This window comes from Kitasatospora sp. NPDC057542 (genome assembly GCF_042801945.1).
GTDB lineage: Bacteria > Actinomycetota > Actinomycetes > Streptomycetales > Streptomycetaceae > Kitasatospora.
This window is the reverse complement of record NZ_JBHVFE010000156.1, coordinates 1-18228: the sequence shown is the minus strand read 5'-3', so window position 1 is coordinate 18228 and position 18228 is coordinate 1. Positions and strand designations below refer to the sequence as shown.

The following is an 18228-nucleotide window of genomic DNA, read 5'->3' as shown; positions in this document are numbered from 1 at the left end:
CCGCGGGGTCGAGAACCCCGCGGCCTCCTGCCACGTCGAATCACCCGATCGGCGGCGGCTGCGCCTCCACCGGTCCCACCTGCTCCGGGCGCGGGCGCCGGGCCGGTCCGGTCGCGTTCCAGTCGGCGTGGACCGGAATGAGACCGAGTCCCCAGCCGCCGGCCGCGAGCAGCCCCAGCGCCGCACCGTCGGCCGACTGACCCCGGGCCACCAGGAGCCACCAGGCGAGCCCGGCCACGGAGACCGCCACCGCCCACCGCACCCGGAGGAACGGCCGCGCCCGGGCCCGTATTCGGGCCATCGGGCGCGTCTGCGCGTCTGTTCGCACGACCGCCATCCCTTCGCTCGCCCCGGGCAGGGGCGCCCGGGAGCCGAGGCCGGGATCAGGCGGCGACCACGTCCATCGCGGCGGCCTTGGGCGACATGTTCGCCCGGTCGGTGCCGGGGGCGGGCAGCGGAACCGGTTCGAGTACCGGCCTCAGCAGATCACCTTCGGAGAGGGTGGCCATCGCCGCAAGTTCGGCGAGCGACAGTTCGTCGCTGACCTCGCGCATGACCTCGGACATCCGGACGTCGAGTGCGTCGCAGATGGCGGAGAGCAGCTCCGAGGAGGCCTCCTTCTGTCCCCGCTCGACCTCGGAGAGGTATCCGAGCGAAACCCTGGCGGCCGCCGACACCTCGCGGAGTGTGCGGCCCTGGCGCTGGCGCTGCCGACGCAGTACATCGCCCAGTAGGCGACGGAGCAGGATCATCGGTGCCTCCCTCCTCGGACTGCGGATCGAGATGTCACGTCCCCACCGTACCGCCTTGCCCGCTTCGCGTGCGGGGACCCTGGTCGTGTTCACTCTGGGCTGCAAGGCCGTCCCCCTCCTTGTTCCGGTGTCAGACCCGGGTTCGCGGGCCCGTCGTGGTACCCGTTGCGGCCCACCCGGCCACCGTCACGCAACTCGTTCGCCACCTGGTTTCTGCCCAACCAGGGTGTTGGATGTAACACGATCCTCCAGCTGTCCCATACCCGCGCACCGGATCGGCAGATCTCGGTTCGGTGGAGATCCCTCCCGGCGGGCCCCTACCGTACGAACCGACCGACGAGCAGCTCCAGCGCCGCGGTCACCGCCCCGTGACGGATTGTGGCACGACTGCCCGACAGCAGGGGCGAACTGACCAGAGTTCCCCCCGGGCCTGCGACCGCCAGGTGTACCGTGCCCACCGGCTGCCCGTCCTGCGGGTCCGGGCCGGCCACCCCGGTCGTCGCGAGCCCGTACGTGGCCCCCAGCAGCCCGCGCACGCCCTCGGCCATCTGCCGGGCCACCACCGGGTGGACCGGCCCGTACACGTCCAGCAGGCCCTCGTCCACCCCGAGCACCGAGGCCTTCAGCTCGGTCGCGTACGCGGTGACCGAGCCCCGGAAGGTCTCGGACGCCCCGGGGACGTCCACCAGCGCGGCGGCCAGCAGGCCCCCGGTCAGCGACTCGGCGACGGCCAGCGTGCCGCCCTCGGCCCGCAGCGCGGCGTGCGCCCGCTCGGCCAGCTCGTAGTCCCGCTCCGCCACCCGGTTCCCCCGTCGCTCAGTGGGCCGCGCGCGCCGCGGCCTGTCCCTCGCGGCGCAGTCGCAGCGCCTGTCCGATGTAGTCCAGCGCGGTGCCGACGGTCAGCAGCACCGCCAGCCCCATCAGCACGGCCCGCCCGGTGGCCAGCCAGCCGGTCAGGTCCAGTACGTACATGCCGACCGCGGTGCCCTGGGTCAGCGTCTTGAGCTTGCCGCCGCGGCTGGCCGGGATGACCCCGTAGCGGATCACCCAGAACCGCATAAGCGTGATGCCGAGCTCGCGGGCCAGGATCACCACGGTGACCCACCAGGGCAGGTCGCCGAGCAGCGAGAGGCCGATCAGCGCCGAACCCATGATCGCCTTGTCGGCGATCGGGTCGGCGATCTTCCCGAAGTCGGTGACCAGGCCCTTGCGCCGGGCCAGCTCACCGTCGAACAGGTCGGTGATCATCGCGATCGCGAACGCGGCCCAGGCGACCGAGCGCCACTTGGGGTTGTGCCCGCCGTCGGCGAACAGCAGCGCCACGAAGACCGGCACCAGCAGCACCCGGACCATCGTGAGCACGTTGGCGATGTTCCAGACCCCCGGGGTGGACGGCGCCGCGGCCGCCGGTCTGCCCGGGTGGGCCGCGGCCGGGGCGCCGGGCCCCTTGGTCATTCCCCGGCTCCCGAAGACTTGGGCAGTCGCACCTGCTCCAGCGCCTCGGCGATCAGGTCGACGCCCTCACTGGCGACCACCTTGGCCCGCCAGAACTGGCCGACCTCGGGGGCCTCGACACCGTTGAGGGTGGTCAGGCCGTCGGTCTCCGGGGCCTGGTGGGCGGAGCGGCCCTCGACCACGCCGTCCTCGATCGACTCGATCAGCACCTCGACCTCGGTGCCGATCCGCTGCTCGGCCCGCTGGGCGGTCATCTCCTCGGCCAGCCGGCTCAGCCGGTCCAGCCGGTCGGCGACCACGTCCTCGGCGAGCTTGCCGTCGTAGGTCGCGGCCTCGGTGCCGTCCTCGTCCGAGTAGCCGAAGACGCCGATCGCGTCCAGCCCGGCGTGCGTGACGAACCGCTCCAGCTCGGCGAAGTCCTCCTCGGTCTCACCGGGGAAGCCGACGATGAAGTTGGACCGGGCGCCGGCCTGCGGGGCCTTGCCGCGGATGGTCCCCAGCAGTTCCAGGAACTGGTCGGTGGAGCCGAAGCGGCGCATCCGTCGCAGCACGGCGGGCGCCGAGTGCTGGAAGGACAGGTCGAAGTACGGCACCACGTCGGCGGTCCCGGTCATCGAGTCGATCAGGCCGGGGCGCATCTCGGCCGGCTGGAGGTAGGAGACCCGGACCCGCTCGACGCCCTCGATCGCGGCGATCTCGCCGAGCAGCGTCTCCAGCAGCCGGATGTCGCCGAGGTCCTTGCCGTACGAGGTGTTGTTCTCGCTCACCAGGACGATCTCGCGCACGCCCTGCCCGGCCAGCCACTGGGCCTCGTGCAGCACGTCGGAGGGGCGGCGGGAGATGAAGGAGCCGCGGAAGGCCGGGATGGCGCAGAAGGAGCAGCGCCGGTCGCAGCCGGAGGCGAGCTTGACCGAGGCGACCGGGCTGTCGTCCAGCCGCTTGCGCAGGGTGCGCGGGCCGGAGGCCGGGGCGAGGCCGTCGGGCAGGTCGGCGATCGGCTCGGCAGCGGCCTCGGCGCCGTGGCCGGGCAGGGCGACGGCCTCGGCGGCGGTCTGCCGCTCGGCCGGGCTGATCGGCAGCAGCTTGCGGCGGTCGCGCGGGATGTGCGGGGCGTGGTGGCCGCCGGAGAGGATGGTCTGGAGGCGGTCGGAGATGTCCGCGTAGTCGTCGAAGCCGAGCACGCCGTCCGCCTCGGGGAGGGCGTCGGCGAGCTCCTTGCCGTACCGCTCGGCCATGCAGCCGACCGCGACGACGGCCTGGGTGCGGCCGTGCCCCTTGAGGTCGTTGGCCTCCAGCAGGGCGTCCACCGAGTCCTTCTTGGCGGCCTCGACGAAGCCGCAGGTGTTGACCACGGCGACGTCCGCCTCGGCGGCGTCGTCGACGAGCAACCAGCCGTCGGCTTCCAGTCGCCCGGCGAGTTCCTCGGAGTCCACCTCGTTGCGGGCGCATCCGAGCGTGACAAGGGCGACAGTGCGGCGTTCAGGCATAGGGCCAAGATTAACGCGCGGGCTCCGGTGCCGTTCGCCCCGGAGGCCGCGAGCCTCGGATCAGCTGATCATCAGCGGGCCCTCCGGCCCCTGTGGTCAGCCCGCCTGCGGGTCTCCGGGGGTGTACGTGACGTGCACCACCTGGCCGTCCTTGCCGAGGAGACCGAGGTCCTTTCCGTTGACGTACGCGTGCACGGCCCCGCCGTTGCCCAGCACCAGCTTGATCTGCTTGGGGTCGGTGAAGGTCTGGTCCTGGCCGTTGCTGATGTTGTTCTGGAACAGCGACTTGCCGGTGCCGTCCGTCGCCGAGATCCAGCTGGTGCCCTCGGCGACCAGCTTCACGGTGACCTTGTCGGCCGGGACGGCGGCGATCGCGGCGGCGCTCGGCGCGGGCGCCTGCGGCTGGACGGTGGGCGTGTCCACCGGGGCCACCGAGCCGGTCCCGGCGCCGCTGGGCAGCGGCGAGCTGGCCGAGCCGGTGGTGCCGTGCCAGCCCTTGCCGCCGACCAGGTTGAAGCCGATCAGCACGACCACGGCGACGATCGCGGCGACCATGGCGGCCGCCCAGTTCGGCCGGCCGCGGCGGGGCACCTTGATCGGGCCGCGGTCGATCAGCTGGGTCGCCGCGCGCTTGCCTGCGGGCGAGCCGCCGTGCGCGGCGTCGTACCGGGCGACCAGCGCCTCGCCGTCCAGGCCGACCACCCGGGCGATCAGGCGGATGTGCCCGCGGGCGTAGAAGTCGCCGCCGCAGCGGGCGAAGTCGTCCTCCTCGATGGCATGGACGATCGGTACCCGCACCCGGGTGGCGGTGCTCACCTGGTCCACCGTGAGTCCCGCGTCGATCCGGGCGGTGGACAGCACCCGGCCGATGCTCGGGGCATCGGCCGCCTGCATCACGTCGTCGGTCGGCTCGGCGGACGAGTTGACGTTCTCGCGGTCGGAGGACTTGCGGATGGTCACTGGGCGCGCCTTTCGAGCGGATGGCCACCTGCTGGAGAACAGTCTAGGGGCGTGGGCGGATCGTTTCTCAAGCGGAACGGGTCCGACACCCCGCTGACGACCCGCCAGCGGAGCCGCGCGGGCAGCCCGGGGTCCGCTTTCCGCCGTGTGACGCGACGTACGGACGTTCGGTTCCCCGCGCGGCGCCTACCCTCCTCCGAACGAGTGACACCTCGCCCAGGACACGGTCCGGGCCCCGCAGGGCCCGGACCGTCAGCCCCGAAGGGTGATCAGCACCCCGTCCAGCTCGTCCGGCTTCACCAGCACGTCGCGGGCCTTGGAGCCCTCGCTCGGGCCGACGATCCCACGCGACTCCATCAGGTCCATCAGCCGGCCCGCCTTGGCGAAACCGACCCGGAGCTTGCGCTGGAGCATCGAGGTCGAGCCGAACTGGGTGGAGACCACCAGCTCGGCCGCCTGGATCAGCAGGTCCAGGTCGTCGCCGATCTCCTCGTCGATCTCCTTCTTCGGCCCGGCTCCGGCCATCACGTCGTCCCGGTAGACGGCGGTCAGCTGGTCCTTGCAGTGCTGCACCACCCTGGCGATCTCCGCCTCGGTGACGAACGCGCCCTGCATGCGGATCGGCTTGCTCGCGCCCATCGGCAGGAAGAGCGCGTCGCCCTTGCCGATCAGCTTCTCCGCGCCGGGCTGGTCCAGGATGACCCGGGAGTCGGCCATCGCGGAGGTCGCGAAGGCCAGCCGGGACGGCACGTTGGCCTTGATCAGGCCGGTGACCACGTCCACCGAGGGCCGCTGGGTGGCGAGCACCAGGTGGATGCCGGCCGCGCGGGCCAACTGGGTGATCCGGACCACCGAGTCCTCGACGTCGCGCGGCGCGACCATCATCAGGTCGGCCAGCTCGTCGACGATCACCAGCAGGTACGGGTACGGCCTCAGCTCGCGCTCGCTGCCCAGTGGCGGGGTGACCTTGCCGGCCCGCACCGCCGCGTTGAAGTCGTCCACGTGCCGGAAGCCGAACGCCGCGAGGTCGTCGTAGCGCATGTCCATCTCGCGCACCACCCACTGGAGGGCCTCGGCGGCCTTCTTGGGGTTGGTGATGATCGGCGTGATCAGGTGCGGGATGCCCTCGTACGCGGTCAGCTCGACCCGCTTGGGGTCGACCAGCACCATCCGCACCTCGTCCGGGGTGGCCCGGGCGAGGATCGAGGTGATCAGGCAGTTGATGCAGGACGACTTTCCCGCGCCGGTCGCGCCGGCCACCAGGATGTGCGGCATCTTGGCGAGGTTGGCCATCACGGTGTGGCCCTCGACGTCCTTGCCCATGCCGACGACCATCGGGTGCGAGTCCTCGGCGGCCGTGCGCGAGCGCAGCAGGTCGCCGAGGTTGACCATCTCGCGGTCCCGGTTGGGGATCTCGATGCCGACCGCGGACTTGCCCGGGATCGGGCTGATGATCCGCACGTCCGGGCTGGCCACCGCGTACGCGATGTTCTTGGCGAGCGCGGTGATCCGCTCCACCTTGACGGCCGGTCCGAGCTCGACCTCGTAGCGGGTGACCGTCGGACCCCGGGTGAAGCCGGTGACCTTGGCGTCCACCTTGAACTCGGTGAAGGTGCCGGTGAGCTGGGCGACCACCTCGTCGTTGAGGGCACTGCGGGCCTTGGCCGGGCCGCCGCGCTCCAGCAGGTCGAGCGAGGGCAGCGCGTAGGTGACGCCCTCGCCGAGCTGGAGCTGCTCCATCCGCACCGGCGCCGCGCCGTGCTCCTCGGGCGCGCCCGGGCCACCGCTGCGGGCGGCCGGGACGGCGGGCTCCTCCGGCGGGGCGGTGCGGTCCTGGACCTGGTGCATCATGTCCGCCACCGCGGAGGAGGCGGGCACGCCGTAGACCAGCGCGCCGTCCAGGTCGGCGGCCGCGCCGGCGGCGAGGTCGCGGGTGGCGTACGGGTCCAGTGGCTCCTTGTCCAGGGAGATCCGCCCGGCGTCCTCCGGCTCCTCGGTCTGCTTGCGCCGGCGGCGGCGCCGGCGGGCGGCCACCTCGTCCGAGGGGTCGTCACCGTCGGTGTCCACGGTGAACGGCAGCGCGTCGGGGTCGGCGTCCTCCGGCGGGTCGGTGGACAGCTCGCGCTCCGGCGTGCGCCCCCAGTGCTGCTCGTCCTCCGGCCCGGGCTCGACCACCCCGAGCCGTATGCCGATCCCCCGCACCCGGTCGCCGATCCGGTTGATCGGAGTGGCGGTGACCACCAACAGGCCGAAGAAGGACAGCAGCAGGAGCAGCGGCACGGCGAGCGCCGGCCCGGCGGCGGCCATCATCGGGGTGGACACGGCCCAGCCGATGATCCCGCCGGCCGCCCTTATCCGGGAGGCGCCGCTGCCCATCATGGGCGCGCCGCAGCCGATGTGGACCAGGCCGAGGACGCCGACCAGCAGCGCGCTCAGCCCGATCATGATCCGGCCGTTGGCCTCCGGCAGCTCCGGGTGGCGCCAGAGCCGGATCGCGATCCCGGCCAGCAGGAAGGGCACCAGCACGTCGAGCCGGCCGAACAGCCCGGACACCACGGCGGTGGCCGCCTCGGTCAGCCAGCCGGCGGAGCTGAACCAGGTGCCGGCGGCGACCATCAGCGCGAGCCCGAACAGCAGCAGGCCCACCCCGTCCTTGCGATGGTCGGGGTGGAGGTTCCTGGCACCCCGGAAGATCGCGGCGATCGGGCTCGCCAGGGCGTTGAGCGCGCCCATCAGCACCGACCTGGACGGTTTCGGCGGGGGCGGGGCCGGCTTGGCCGCCGTCCTCTTCGCGGGAGCCGCCTTCTTCGCCGCCGCCTTCTTCGCGGGCGGCTTGCCCGAGGCCTTCGCCGCGGCCTTCTTGGACGGTCCCGGACTCGTCTTACGTGCTGCGTTCCCGGGCGTGCGAGTGGCCATGGGTCAGCAGCCTACCGGGGCGGGCGACCACTGCACACGTGCCCGAGCCCGGGTGCCCGGACGTGTCGCAGACACCCCGTCACCCTGACCGGGTTTCACCCGTTCGCACCCACCGGACCACCCGTACGGGTGAACCGCCGACGGCGGGTCAGGAGCTGCCCGGGCGCATCGCGTCCAGCGCCCGGCGCAGCCCCACGAGCTTGCGCTCCAGGTGCGCGGCGGTGGCGGCCACCCCGGCGTCCTCGGCCCCGTCCAGCTGCTTGCCGAGCGCCTCCGCCTGCTCCTCGACCGCCGCCAGCCGCGCGGACAGCTCGCCCAGCAGCGCCCCGCCGAGAGCCTGCTCGCCGCCGCCCTCCTCCAGCCGCAGGCGCAGCAGCGCCGCCTGTTCCTTCAGCTGGCAGTTCTTCGCGTACAGGTCGACGAAGACGGAGACCTTGGCGCGCAGCACCCACGGGTCGAAGGGCTTGGAGATGTAGTCCACCGCGCCGGCCGCGTAACCGCGGAAGGTGTGGTGCGGGCCGTGGTTGATCGCGGTCAGGAAGATGATCGGGATGTCCCGGGTGCGCTCGCGGCGCTTGATGTGGGCGGCGGTCTCGAAGCCGTCCATCCCCGGCATCTGGACGTCCAGCAGGATCACCGCGAAGTCGTCGGTGAGCAGCGCCTTGAGCGCCTCCTCACCGGAGGCCGCGCGCACCAGCGTCTGGTCCAGGGCCGAGAGGATCGCCTCCAGCGCCAGCAGGTTCTCCGGTCGGTCGTCGACCAGGAGGATCTTGGCCTTCTGCATCAGGGCTCGCCCTCCTGTCGCCTGCCTGCCGCCCGGTGCAGGCACCCGCGTGCTGCCCACCGCTACCCCGGTCATGCTAGCCGCACCCCCTCGTCCGGCACATCGCCCCGTCGTCACCCGATCCGGAGCGGCGCGCAGCCAGTGCTCCGGCGCACGCTCACCAGCGTGTCGCCGCCCGGTCACTGTTCGCAACGATCGGTGACCCTACCCGGTTCCCGGGCCCGGCCGCCAGCAAACCGATCGACCGGCTGGCGTGAACCCCGGGGCCCGGTCCGGGGTTCACGCCTCCCCGCGCGGTCACGCGCGGTCCCCGTTCAACCATTCGTGCATCACCGACAGCAGGTGGTCGGTCTCCACCGGCTTGGTGATGTGGTCGGTGGCGCCCGCCTCCAGTGACTTCTCCCGGTCGCCCTTCATCGCCTTGGCCGTCAGCGCGATGATCGGCAGGCCTGCGAACTGGGGCATCCGGCGGATCGCCTCGGTGGTCGCGTAGCCGTCCATCTCCGGCATCATGATGTCCATCAGGACCAGCGCCACGCTCTCGTGCTGCTCCAGCATCTCGATGCCCTCCCGGCCGTTCTCCGCGTACAGGACGGTCAGGCCGTGCTGCTCCAGCACGCTGGTGAGGGCGAACACGTTGCGGACGTCGTCGTCCACGATCAGGACCTGCTGGCCGTCGAAACGCCGGTCCCCGTTGACCGGGCGGGGCTGCACGGGCTCCGCCGCCCGCGGCCCGGCGACGCTCTCCAGGGCGGCACTGCGCCGGCGCTCCACGGCACCGCGGCGGCGCTCCTCGGCCAGCTCGCGGACCTCCTGGGCCCAGTGGTCGGCCGGGTTCTCACCGACCGGCACCGGCAGGCCCACCGGGGTCACCCCGACCGAGGCGCGCGGCGCCAGGCCGTTCGGAACGGCCGGGCGCGGCTCGCCGACGGGCTCCGGGGCCTCGGTGCGCAGCGGCAGGTAGAGCGTGAAGGTGGAGCCCTTGCCCAGCTCGCTCTCGGCGTGGATCTCCCCGCCGAGCAGCCGGGCGATCTCTCGGCTGATGGACAGGCCGAGGCCGGTGCCGCCGTACTTGCGGCTGGTGGTGCCGTCGGCCTGCTTGAACGCCTCGAAGATCTCCCGCAGCTTGTTGCCGGGGATGCCGATGCCGGTGTCGGAGACCGAGAAGGCGATCAGCTCGTCGTCCGGGTCCTGGATCGAGCCGGACTCCAGCAGCCGCTCGCGCACGTGCTGCGGGGCCTCCCGGCCGGCCGGGCGGATCGAGAAGTCGACGGCCCCGGCGTCGGTGAACTTCACCGCGTTGGAGATCAGGTTGCGCAGGACCTGCTGGAGCCGCTGCTCGTCGGTGTGGAGGGTGACCGGCAGGGCGGGCGAGACCCGGACGGCGAAGTCCAGGTTCTTGTCCAGCGCGACCGGCTGGAAGGTGGCCTCGACGTAGTCGACCAGCTGGACCAGGGCGATCCGGGCCGGGCGGACGTCCATCTTGCCGGCCTCGACCTTGGACAGGTCGAGGATGTCGTTGATCAGCTGGAGCAGGTCGGAGCCCGCGCCGTGGATGGTGTCGGCGAACTCGACCTGCTTGGGCGAGAGGTTGCCCTCGTTGTTGTCGGAGAGCAGCTTGGCCAGGATCAGCAGCGAGTTGAGCGGGGTGCGCAGCTCGTGCGACATGTTGGCGAGGAACTCGCTCTTGTACCGGGAGGCCAGGGCGAGCTGCTCGGCGCGTTCCTCCAGGACCTGCCGGGCCTCCTCGATCTCGCCGTTCTTGATCTCGATGTCGCGGTTCTGCTGGGCGAGTTGCTCGGCCTTCTCCTGCAACTCCTCGTTGGTGCGCTCCAGTTCCTCCTGGCGGGCTTCCAACTCGGCCGACCGCATCGAGAGTTCGGCGGTCAGCCGCTGGGACTCCAGCAGCAGGCCCTCGGTCTTGGTGTTGACGCTGATGGTGTTGACGGTGACGCCGATCAGGTCGGCGATCTGGTTCAGGAAGTCCAGCGCGACGGTGGTGAAGGAGCTGAAGGTGGCCAGCTCGATCACGCCCAGCAGCCGGCCCTCGAACAGCACCGGCAGCACCACGATGTGGGCCGGGGAGGCCTCGCCGAGCCCGGAGGCGATCTTCAGGTACCCGGGCGGCGCCTCCTTGAGGATGATCGCCCGCTTCTCCACCGCGGCCTGGCCGATCAGCGACTCTCCGGGGCGGAAGGTGGTCGGCATCGCCCGCCGCTGGTAGCCGTAGCTGCCGATCAGGCGCAGCACGGTGTCGTTCTCGTCGTCGTCCTCGGTGATCAGCTCGGCGGTGCGGCCGGCCGGCTGGGCGAGGAAGAAGGCGCCGTGCTGGGCGGAGACCACCGGGGTCAGCTCGGTCATGATCAGCGAGGCCACCGCCTCCAGGTCCCGGCGGCCCTGGAGCAGGCCGGAGATCCGGGCCAGGTTGGTCTTGAGCCAGTCCTGCTCCTGGTTGGTGCGGGTGGTCTCGCGCAGGTTGGCGATCATCTGGTTGATGTTGTCCTTGAGCTCGTCGAGCTCGCCCGCGGCGTCCACGTCGATCCGCAGGCTCAGGTCGCCCCTGGTGACCGCGGTGGCGACCTGGGCGATCGCGCGCACCTGCCGGGTCAGGTTGTTGGCCAGCTCGTTCACCGACTCGGTGAGGTCCTGCCAGGTGCCGTCCACGCCGGGCACCCGGGCCTGGCCGCCGAGCCGTCCGTCGGTGCCCACCTCGCGGGCCACCCGGGTGACCTCGTCGGCGAACGCGGAGAGCTGGTCGACCATGGTGTTGATGCTGGTCTTGAGCTGGAGGATCTCGCCGCGGGCGTCGACGTCGATCTTCTGCGAGAGGTCGCCGCGGGCGACCGCGGTGATCACCAGCGCGATGTTCCGCACCTGGCCGGTGAGGTTGTTGGCCATCAGGTTGACGTTGTCGGTCAGGTCCTTCCAGATCCCGGCGACGCCCGGCACGCTCGCCTGACCGCCCAGGGTGCCGTCGGTGCCCACCTCGCGGGCCACCCTGGTGACCTCCACCGCAAAGGAGGAGAGCTGGTCGACCATGGTGTTGAGCGTCGCGGCGAGGGCCGCCACCTCGCCCTGCGCGTCGATGGAGATCTTCTTGGAGAGGTCGCCGCGGGCCACCGCGCCGGCGACCTCGGCGATGTTGCGCACCTGGCCGGTCAGGTTGGATGCCATGAAGTTGACGTTGTCGGTCAGGTCCTTCCAGATGCCCGACACCCCGCGCACCCGGGCCTGGCCGCCCAGGATGCCCTCGGTGCCCACCTCGCGGGCCACCCGGGTCACCTCGTCGGCGAAGGCCGACAGCTGGTCGACCATGGTGTTGACGGTCGTCACCAGCTCCAGGATCTCGCCCCGGGCGTCGACGGTGATCTTCTTGGAGACGTCGCCGCGCGCCACCGCCGTGGTCACCTCGGCGATGTTCCGGACCTGGCTGGTCAGGTTGTTGGCCATCAGGTTGACGGAGTTGGTCAGGTCCTTCCAGATCCCGGCCACACCGGGCACGCTGGCCTGCCCGCCGAGGATGCCCTCGGTGCCGACGTCCCGGGCGACCCGGGTCACCTCGTCCGCGAAGGCGCCCAGCTGGTCCACCATCGTGTTGATGGTGTTCTTCAGCTCCAGGATCTCCCCGCGCGCGTCCACCTGGATCTTCTGCGACAGGTCGCCCTTGGCCACCGCTGTCGTCACCTGGGCGATGTTGCGGACCTGATCGGTGAGGTTGTTCGCCATGAAGTTGACGTTGTCGGTCAGGTCCCGCCAGACCCCGGCCGCCCAGGGCACCTGGGCCTGACCGCCGAGCCGCCCCTCGGTGCCCACCTGGCGGGCCACCCGGGTCACCTGCTCGGCGAAGCCGGAGAGCTGGTCCACCATCGTGTTGATGGTGTTCTTCAGCTCCAGCATCTCCCCGCGCGCGTCCACCTCGATCTTCTGCGAGAGGTCCCCGCGCGCCACCGCCGTGGTCACCTGGGCGATGTTGCGCACCTGACCGGTCAGATTGTCGGCCATGAAGTTCACCGAGTCGGTCAGGTCCCGCCAGACCCCGGCCACACCCGGCACCTGGGCCTGCCCGCCGAGCCGGCCCTCCGTCCCCACGTCCCGGGCCACCGCGGTGACCTGGGCGGCGAATCCGTTCAACTGGTCCACCATCGTGTTGACGGTGTTCTTCAGCTCCAGCATCTCGCCGGCCACCTCGACGGTGACCTTGCGGGACAGGTCGCCCTTGGCCACCGCCGTGGTCACCTGGGCGATGTTGCGCACCTGCGCGGTCAGCCGGCCCGCCATGGTGTTGACCGAGTCCGCCAGGTCCTTCCAACTGCCCGAGACACTGCGGACCTTGGCCTGGCCGCCGAGCTTGCCCTCGGTGCCGACCTCGCGGGCCACCCGGGTCACCTCGTCGGTGAACTCGGAGAGCTGGTCCACCAGCCCGTTGACGGTCCGCCCGATCTTCAGGTACTCGCCGCGCAGCGGGTGGCTCACCCCGTTGCTGTGCAGCGAGCGCAGCTCCATCTTCTGGTCCAGGTCACCCTCGGCGATCGAGGTCAGCACCCGGCCCACCTCGGCCATCGGGCGGGCCAGGTCGTCGATCAGCGCGTTGCAGTTGTCGACCGCCGCCATCCAGGCGCCCTCGCCCGCGCCGGTCTCCAGCCGCTCGTTCAGCCGGCCCTCGCGGCCCACCGCCCGTCGCACCCGTGCCAGTTCGCCGGTCAGGTGCTGGTTGCGCTCGGCGACCTCGTTGAACACCGCGGCGATCTCGGCCAGCGGACCGTCCCCGGGGACGGTCAGCCGGCGGCGGAAGTTTCCGTCCCGCATCGCGGTCAGCGCCGACAGCAGCTTGCGCAGCTCGGCGGGCTCCGCGCCACGGTTGTGGCTCGCCCGCCGGCCGGCCGCGTTCCGCGGCACGGCCCCGGGGCGCCCACCGCGCGGGGCGGGCGGCGTCGTTCCGGTTGCGTCCTTGGTGGCCGAACTCAACGGGCCCCTCCCACATCGTGAACTGTCCGGTGACCGACCGTGCCGGTGCGGCACGCACCCGGGCACCGGCCCGGCTGGGCTGCGTACCGGCGGCCCGAGAGGCGCCGGCACCCACACGACCGTACTGCTCCCACCGGCCGTCGCGGACCCCCCAGTCTGGCAGCACCGGCAGCGGGTGCACGGCCGGTTGTGCTCGGTTCGTACCGCACCGTCCGAAACAGGTGGGCAGAATCACCCTCTGGTGCCTGTTTCGACTCCCCGCCCCCACGGGGAACCAAGCGGAAAGTAGGGTGGAGCGCTGCACCGGGCCACGACCCGACCCAGCGCCGCCGCTCACCCCGACGGCGCGCACGGGGAGTCGGCGCCGCACCCCGGACAGCCAGGGCATGAGCAGCAGAGGAGAAGTGGCAACGTGGTCACCGCGCGCGCAGCCGCCACCTTCGACCCCGACGGCCGGTCCGCGGCCGCCGCGCGGGGTTTCGTCCGGGACGCTCTGCTCGGCTGGGGCCTGCCCGAGGTCGTCGACGACGCGGTCGTGCTGGTCAGCGAGCTCGTCACCAACGCCGTCGTGCACGCCGGCACCGCCGCGGAGGTCTGCTGCCTGCGCGAGGAGGAGAGCGTCCGGATCGAGGTCACCGACCACCACCCCGAGCGCGGCCTGCCCTCGCTCGGTGACGGTCCGGTCACCGCCTCCGACCGCTACGCCGACCCGGACGGCGAGGGCGGCCGCGGCCTGCTGATGTGCTCCGCCCTCGCCGAACGGTGGGGCGTCGAGTACGCGGCCGGCCGCAAGACCGTCTGGTTCCGCCTCCAGCTGCCCGCACACGTGCTCGGCACCCGCTATGCCGTTCCCGCGACCCCCGGCAGCGATCTGCCCAGCGGCCCCGGCCCGGTGCACGTCGCCGTCGTCCAACTCGACGAGGACGGCCGGGTGCTGGCCTGGAACCCGGACGCCGAGGCGCTCTTCCAGTACCCCGCCGCCGCCGTCCTCGGCCGCCCCTGGGCCGACCTCGCGGTCTGGCCGCAGTCCCCCGACCGAGGCCTCGGCCTGACCGACACCCTGCGGATGGCCCGCTGGGAGGGCGGCTACGGCATCCGCCTCCAGGACGGCCGCGAGGTCGAGGTGTACGGCGTCCAGGTCCGGCTGCGCGACACCGAGGGCGTCCCCTCCACCCTCTGTCTGCTCGTCCTCGAACCAGACCGCGCGGTGCTGCGCTCCCCCGCCCGCGCCCTGCCCGGCGACCGCCCCGACCCGGCCGGTCCCCGGCTTGACCTGCTGGCCGGCCCGGTCGCCACCGACGACCTCGACACCCTGCTCCAGCGCACCGTCGAACGCGCCCGCGACCTGCTCGACGGCGACGCTGCGTACCTGCTGCTCACCACCGAGGACGAGGCCGAGTTCGAGGTCCGGGCCGCCACCGGCCTCACCGCCGGACACCGCCGGCACTCCCGCTTCCCGGTCGGGACCGGCAACCGCTACGACTCCGCCCGGCTGCCCTCCGTCCACGAGGACCTCTCCACCCGGCCCACCGGCCTGCCACTGCTCTCCGGCAGCGGCATGCGCTCGCTGGTCACCGTCCCGCTCAAGGTCGAGGGCCGGCTGATCGGCTCCCTCGGCATCGCCGCCGCCGTACCCGGCCGCTACGACAACGAGGACGCGCTCCGCCTCCAGTTCGCCGCCGACCGGGTCGCCCTCGCCGTTGAGAGCACCCGGCTGACCGAGCTCGAACAGCTCCGCCGCGGCTCGCTCTCCTTCCTGGTCGAGGCCTCCGACCTGCTGGCCGGCACCCTCGAACACGAGCAGACCCTCGCGCTGATGGCCCAGATGGCCGTCCCCACCCTCGCCTCCTGGTGCGCCGTCTACACCACCCCCGACCACGCCTCCCCGGCCCGGCTCGCCTTCGTCCTGCACGAGGACGAGGACCGCATCGACCCGCTGCGCGACCTGCTCGGCAAGACCCCCGCCCCGGAGGCCGGCCCCACCCACGGCGTCCGGTTCTGGACGGCCCCCACCGAGACCGCCGAGGCCGGCGGCCTCACCGACGGCCCGGAACTCGCCGGACTGCTCGGCGAGACCGTCGTCCTCGCACTGACCGCCCGCAACCGCGTCATCGGCCTGCTGGTGCTCGGCGTCCCGGCCGGCGTCCGGTTCCGTCAGGAGATCCTCGAACTCGCCGAGGACCTCTCCCGCCGGGCCGCCCTCGCCCTGGACAACTCCCGCCTCTACTCCGAGCGCACCGCCACCAGCCAGGCCCTCCAGCGCAGCCTGCTCCCACCGGACCTGCCGGAGATCCCCGGCGTCGAGGTGGACGTCTACTACCAGGCGGCCGGCGAGGGCAACGAGGTCGGCGGCGACTTCTACGACCTGTTCACCATCCGCGAGGGCACCTACGGCTTCGCCATCGGCGACGTCTGCGGCACCGGCCCCGAGGCCGCCTCGGTCACCGGCCTGGCCCGGCACTCCCTGCGGCTGCTCGCCCGCGAGGGCCTCGACGCCCCGCAGGTGCTGCGCCGGCTCAACGCGGCCATCCTGGACGAGGGTTCACGCAGCCGCTTCCTCACCCTGCTCTACGGCGAACTGACGCCCCGACCGGACGGCAGCACCGAGCTCTCCCTGGTCTGCGCCGGCCACCCGCTGCCGCTGCGGCTGCGCACCGACGGCCAGGTCGACCGCGCCGCCACCCCGCAGCCACTGCTCGGCGTCATGGACGACCTCGACCTCACCGCCGAACACCTGGTGCTCGCCCCTGGCGAGGTCCTGCTCTGCGTCACCGACGGAGTCACCGAACGCCGCGAGGGCCGGCGGATGCTGGGCGACGACGGCCTCGCCGAGGTGCTCACCGGCTGCACCGGCCTGACCGCGGGCGCGGTCGCGGCGCGGGTGCAGCGCGCGGTCGAGCGCTTCGCGCCGGAGCCGCCGTCCGACGACATGGCGATCCTGACCCTGCGGGTGCCCACCCAGCGCCAGGCGTGAGCGGTCCGCAAGCCGCGCCGTGCTGACGCAGTCACAAATTGTTATATTCACAAGGGTACAAGCGAGCCGGTCCGGGTAAACCGATCTCACCGGGGAATCCCTCCGGCGGGGACGTGACCAGCGGCTCTCCGCTGGCCCATCACTTCCGATGGCCCATCACTTCCGACCGCAGCCCGCGCACGCTCACAGCCGTGCGCCTTCGGTGCGGTCGCGCGCATCCACTCATCGAGACGACACCCACAGCGTCACTGCGCCCTGCGCGCGCCCAGAGTGAAAGGAGCCTCCGGTGAGCAACGACGCTTCCGGGGCAACGAACGCCCGCTCCACCGGAGCCGACGCAGGTAACCTCGGCTACCTCGCGCTCGGACTCACACTGCTCGCCTACGGTCTGCTCTCCACCGGCATCCTGCACGGCGCCGGGCTCGGGGACGCGGCCCACCTCACCCACCTGCTCGGCGGCGTCACCCTCTTCATCGCGGGCCTCTGGCAGCTCCGCGGCGGCGAGGGCTTCACCGGAACCGCCTTCACCAGCCTCGGCGCCTTCTGGGCGACCTGGTCCGCGGCCGGCGGGGCGAGCAAGAACGCCGCAGGCCTCTTCCTGCTGCTGTGGGCCCTGCTCGCCCTCACCCTCACCGCCGCGAGCTGGGGCGCGGGCCTGCTCAGCCGCGCCGTCTACGGCCTGTTGACGCTCTCCCTGCTGCTCTCCGCCATCGCCACCTTCGGCGGCTACGGCGGCCTGGCCAAGACCGCCGGCTGGATCGCGGCCGCCTCCGGGCTCGCCGCCTGGTACTGGGCCACCTCCGCGCTGAGCAACGGATCCTGGGGGAAGGTCTCCCTGCCGGTCAAGTGACCGGTCCGGAACGACCTCGGTCCGAGCTCGACTGGAGCTGGGCTCCGCTTCGGCCCGACCTGGGTTCCGATCCGGCTCGACCTGAGTTCAGCCTCGGTTCAACCGACCTGCTCCAGCCGCTCCTCGGCGGTGGTGCGGGGCCGGATCTCCGTCCCGGCGGAGGCCCGGCCCCGTCGGCGTGCCACCAACGCCAGCACGGCGTAGGCGAGAAGCAGGATCACCACGGCCACGATGCCGTCCAACCAGAAGTGGTTGGCCGTCACCACCACCACGGCCACCGTCAGCACCGGATGCAGCACCATCACCCATCGCAGCGAACTGCGTGACACCCGGATCACCGCTACCGCCGCCAGCACGCACCAGGCGACGTGCACCGAGGGCATCGCCGACAACTGGTCGGCCACCACCACACCGCCGACCGCGCCGCCGTACACCGACTGCCCGTACTGGGCGGCCAGGTCCACGAAGCCGCTCTCCGGCAGCATCCGCGGCGGCGCCACCGGGATGAACTGCACCAGCAGGCAGACCGCCGTCGTGATCACCACCGTGTTGCGCACCCACGCGTAGCGGTTCCGGTGCCGCACGAACACCCAGAGCAGGACACCGAGCATGACGGCGAAGTGCATGACCGCGTAGTAGTAGTTCGCCAGCCTCGCCAGCACCGGGTACGGCGTGACCGCCTGCTGCCAGGAGGCCTCGTCCGGCAGTCCGATCACCTGCTCGGTGTGGTGGATCCAGCTCGCGCGGTCCAGCGCGTGGTCCGTACTCATCACCGAGAGGTGCCCGACCAGCTGCCAGAGCGCGAACAGCGCCAACAACGTGCCGGCCTCCCGCAACAGCGCGGACAGCGCAGGCTTCCGGCCCTTCACCGCCGCGTACGCACCCGCGTGGAGGCCGATCGCGGCGGCCCCGGCGGACTGCCAGGTCAGGGTCAGGTTCTGCATTGGCAGAGGGTAACGCAAAAAGCCCCTTCCCGGACGGGAAGGGGCTTTTCTGAAGAATTGTTCGGCGGCGTCCTACTCTCCCACAGGGTCCCCCCTGCAGTACCATCGGCGCTGTAAGGCTTAGCTTCCGGGTTCGGAATG

Annotated in this window: 12 protein-coding genes and 1 rRNA gene; 2 read left to right on the top strand and 11 right to left on the bottom strand. The window is 72.1% G+C overall.

Features of this window, described 5'->3' with window-relative positions; translation table 11 throughout:
* Positions 1–40: 40 nt before the first annotated feature.
* From ACFU7Y_RS20655 to ACFU7Y_RS20615, 9 genes are all read right to left on the bottom strand, one after another.
* Positions 41–328, bottom strand: a complete 288-nt coding sequence (locus tag ACFU7Y_RS20655) for a hypothetical protein (RefSeq protein WP_224279937.1) — start codon at positions 326–328, stop codon at positions 41–43.
* Positions 329–383: 55 nt separating this feature from the next.
* Entirely contained in the window at positions 384–752 is a 369-nt protein-coding gene (locus ACFU7Y_RS20650) for a helix-turn-helix domain-containing protein (protein ID WP_049660741.1), read from the bottom strand.
* Positions 753–1069: 317 nt separating this feature from the next.
* Positions 1070–1552, bottom strand: coding sequence for a CinA family protein (locus tag ACFU7Y_RS20645; RefSeq protein WP_224279936.1), 483 nt, complete (start codon positions 1550–1552; stop codon positions 1070–1072).
* 16 nt (positions 1553–1568) lie between these two features.
* Complete coding sequence (gene pgsA, locus ACFU7Y_RS20640) at positions 1569–2207, bottom strand: CDP-diacylglycerol--glycerol-3-phosphate 3-phosphatidyltransferase (protein ID WP_224279934.1); 639 nt, start codon at positions 2205–2207, stop codon at positions 1569–1571.
* The gene (rimO, locus tag ACFU7Y_RS20635; RefSeq protein WP_224279931.1) at positions 2204–3694 is read right to left on the bottom strand and encodes a 30S ribosomal protein S12 methylthiotransferase RimO; all 1491 of its coding nucleotides are present in this window, start codon (positions 3692–3694) and stop codon (positions 2204–2206) included. The genes pgsA and rimO overlap by 4 nt, the downstream gene beginning before the upstream one ends.
* A gap of 96 nt (positions 3695–3790) precedes the next feature.
* Positions 3791–4588: a helix-turn-helix domain-containing protein gene (locus ACFU7Y_RS20630; protein ID WP_224279941.1), complete on the bottom strand. Its 798-nt coding sequence runs from the start codon at positions 4586–4588 to the stop codon at positions 3791–3793.
* Positions 4589–4906: 318 nt separating this feature from the next.
* Positions 4907–7570, bottom strand: a complete 2664-nt coding sequence (locus ACFU7Y_RS20625) for a DNA translocase FtsK (protein WP_224279929.1) — start codon at positions 7568–7570, stop codon at positions 4907–4909.
* A 148-nt stretch (positions 7571–7718) separates the two neighbouring features.
* Positions 7719–8357: a response regulator gene (locus ACFU7Y_RS20620; RefSeq protein WP_224279939.1), complete on the bottom strand. Its 639-nt coding sequence runs from the start codon at positions 8355–8357 to the stop codon at positions 7719–7721.
* A 294-nt stretch (positions 8358–8651) separates the two neighbouring features.
* Entirely contained in the window at positions 8652–13160 is a 4509-nt protein-coding gene (locus tag ACFU7Y_RS20615; RefSeq protein WP_374119965.1) for a HAMP domain-containing protein, read from the bottom strand.
* A 571-nt stretch (positions 13161–13731) separates the two neighbouring features.
* On the opposite strand from ACFU7Y_RS20615, the gene ACFU7Y_RS20610 reads away from it, so the two are divergent.
* Together ACFU7Y_RS20610 and ACFU7Y_RS20605 are read left to right on the top strand one after the other, a co-directional pair.
* Positions 13732–16293 (top strand): SpoIIE family protein phosphatase, encoded by a 2562-nt coding sequence (locus ACFU7Y_RS20610; protein WP_224279926.1) that lies wholly within the window; start codon positions 13732–13734, stop codon positions 16291–16293.
* A 286-nt stretch (positions 16294–16579) separates the two neighbouring features.
* Positions 16580–17143 (top strand): GPR1/FUN34/YaaH family transporter, encoded by a 564-nt coding sequence (locus ACFU7Y_RS20605; RefSeq protein WP_224279924.1) that lies wholly within the window; start codon positions 16580–16582, stop codon positions 17141–17143.
* Positions 17144–17241: 98 nt separating this feature from the next.
* On the opposite strand, the gene ACFU7Y_RS20600 is transcribed toward ACFU7Y_RS20605, so the two are convergent.
* Both ACFU7Y_RS20600 and rrf read right to left on the bottom strand, forming a co-directional pair.
* Complete coding sequence (locus ACFU7Y_RS20600; protein ID WP_224279922.1) at positions 17242–18087, bottom strand: phosphatase PAP2 family protein; 846 nt, start codon at positions 18085–18087, stop codon at positions 17242–17244.
* A 59-nt stretch (positions 18088–18146) separates the two neighbouring features.
* Positions 18147–18228, bottom strand: a 5S ribosomal RNA gene (gene rrf / locus ACFU7Y_RS20595); the annotation flags it as partial.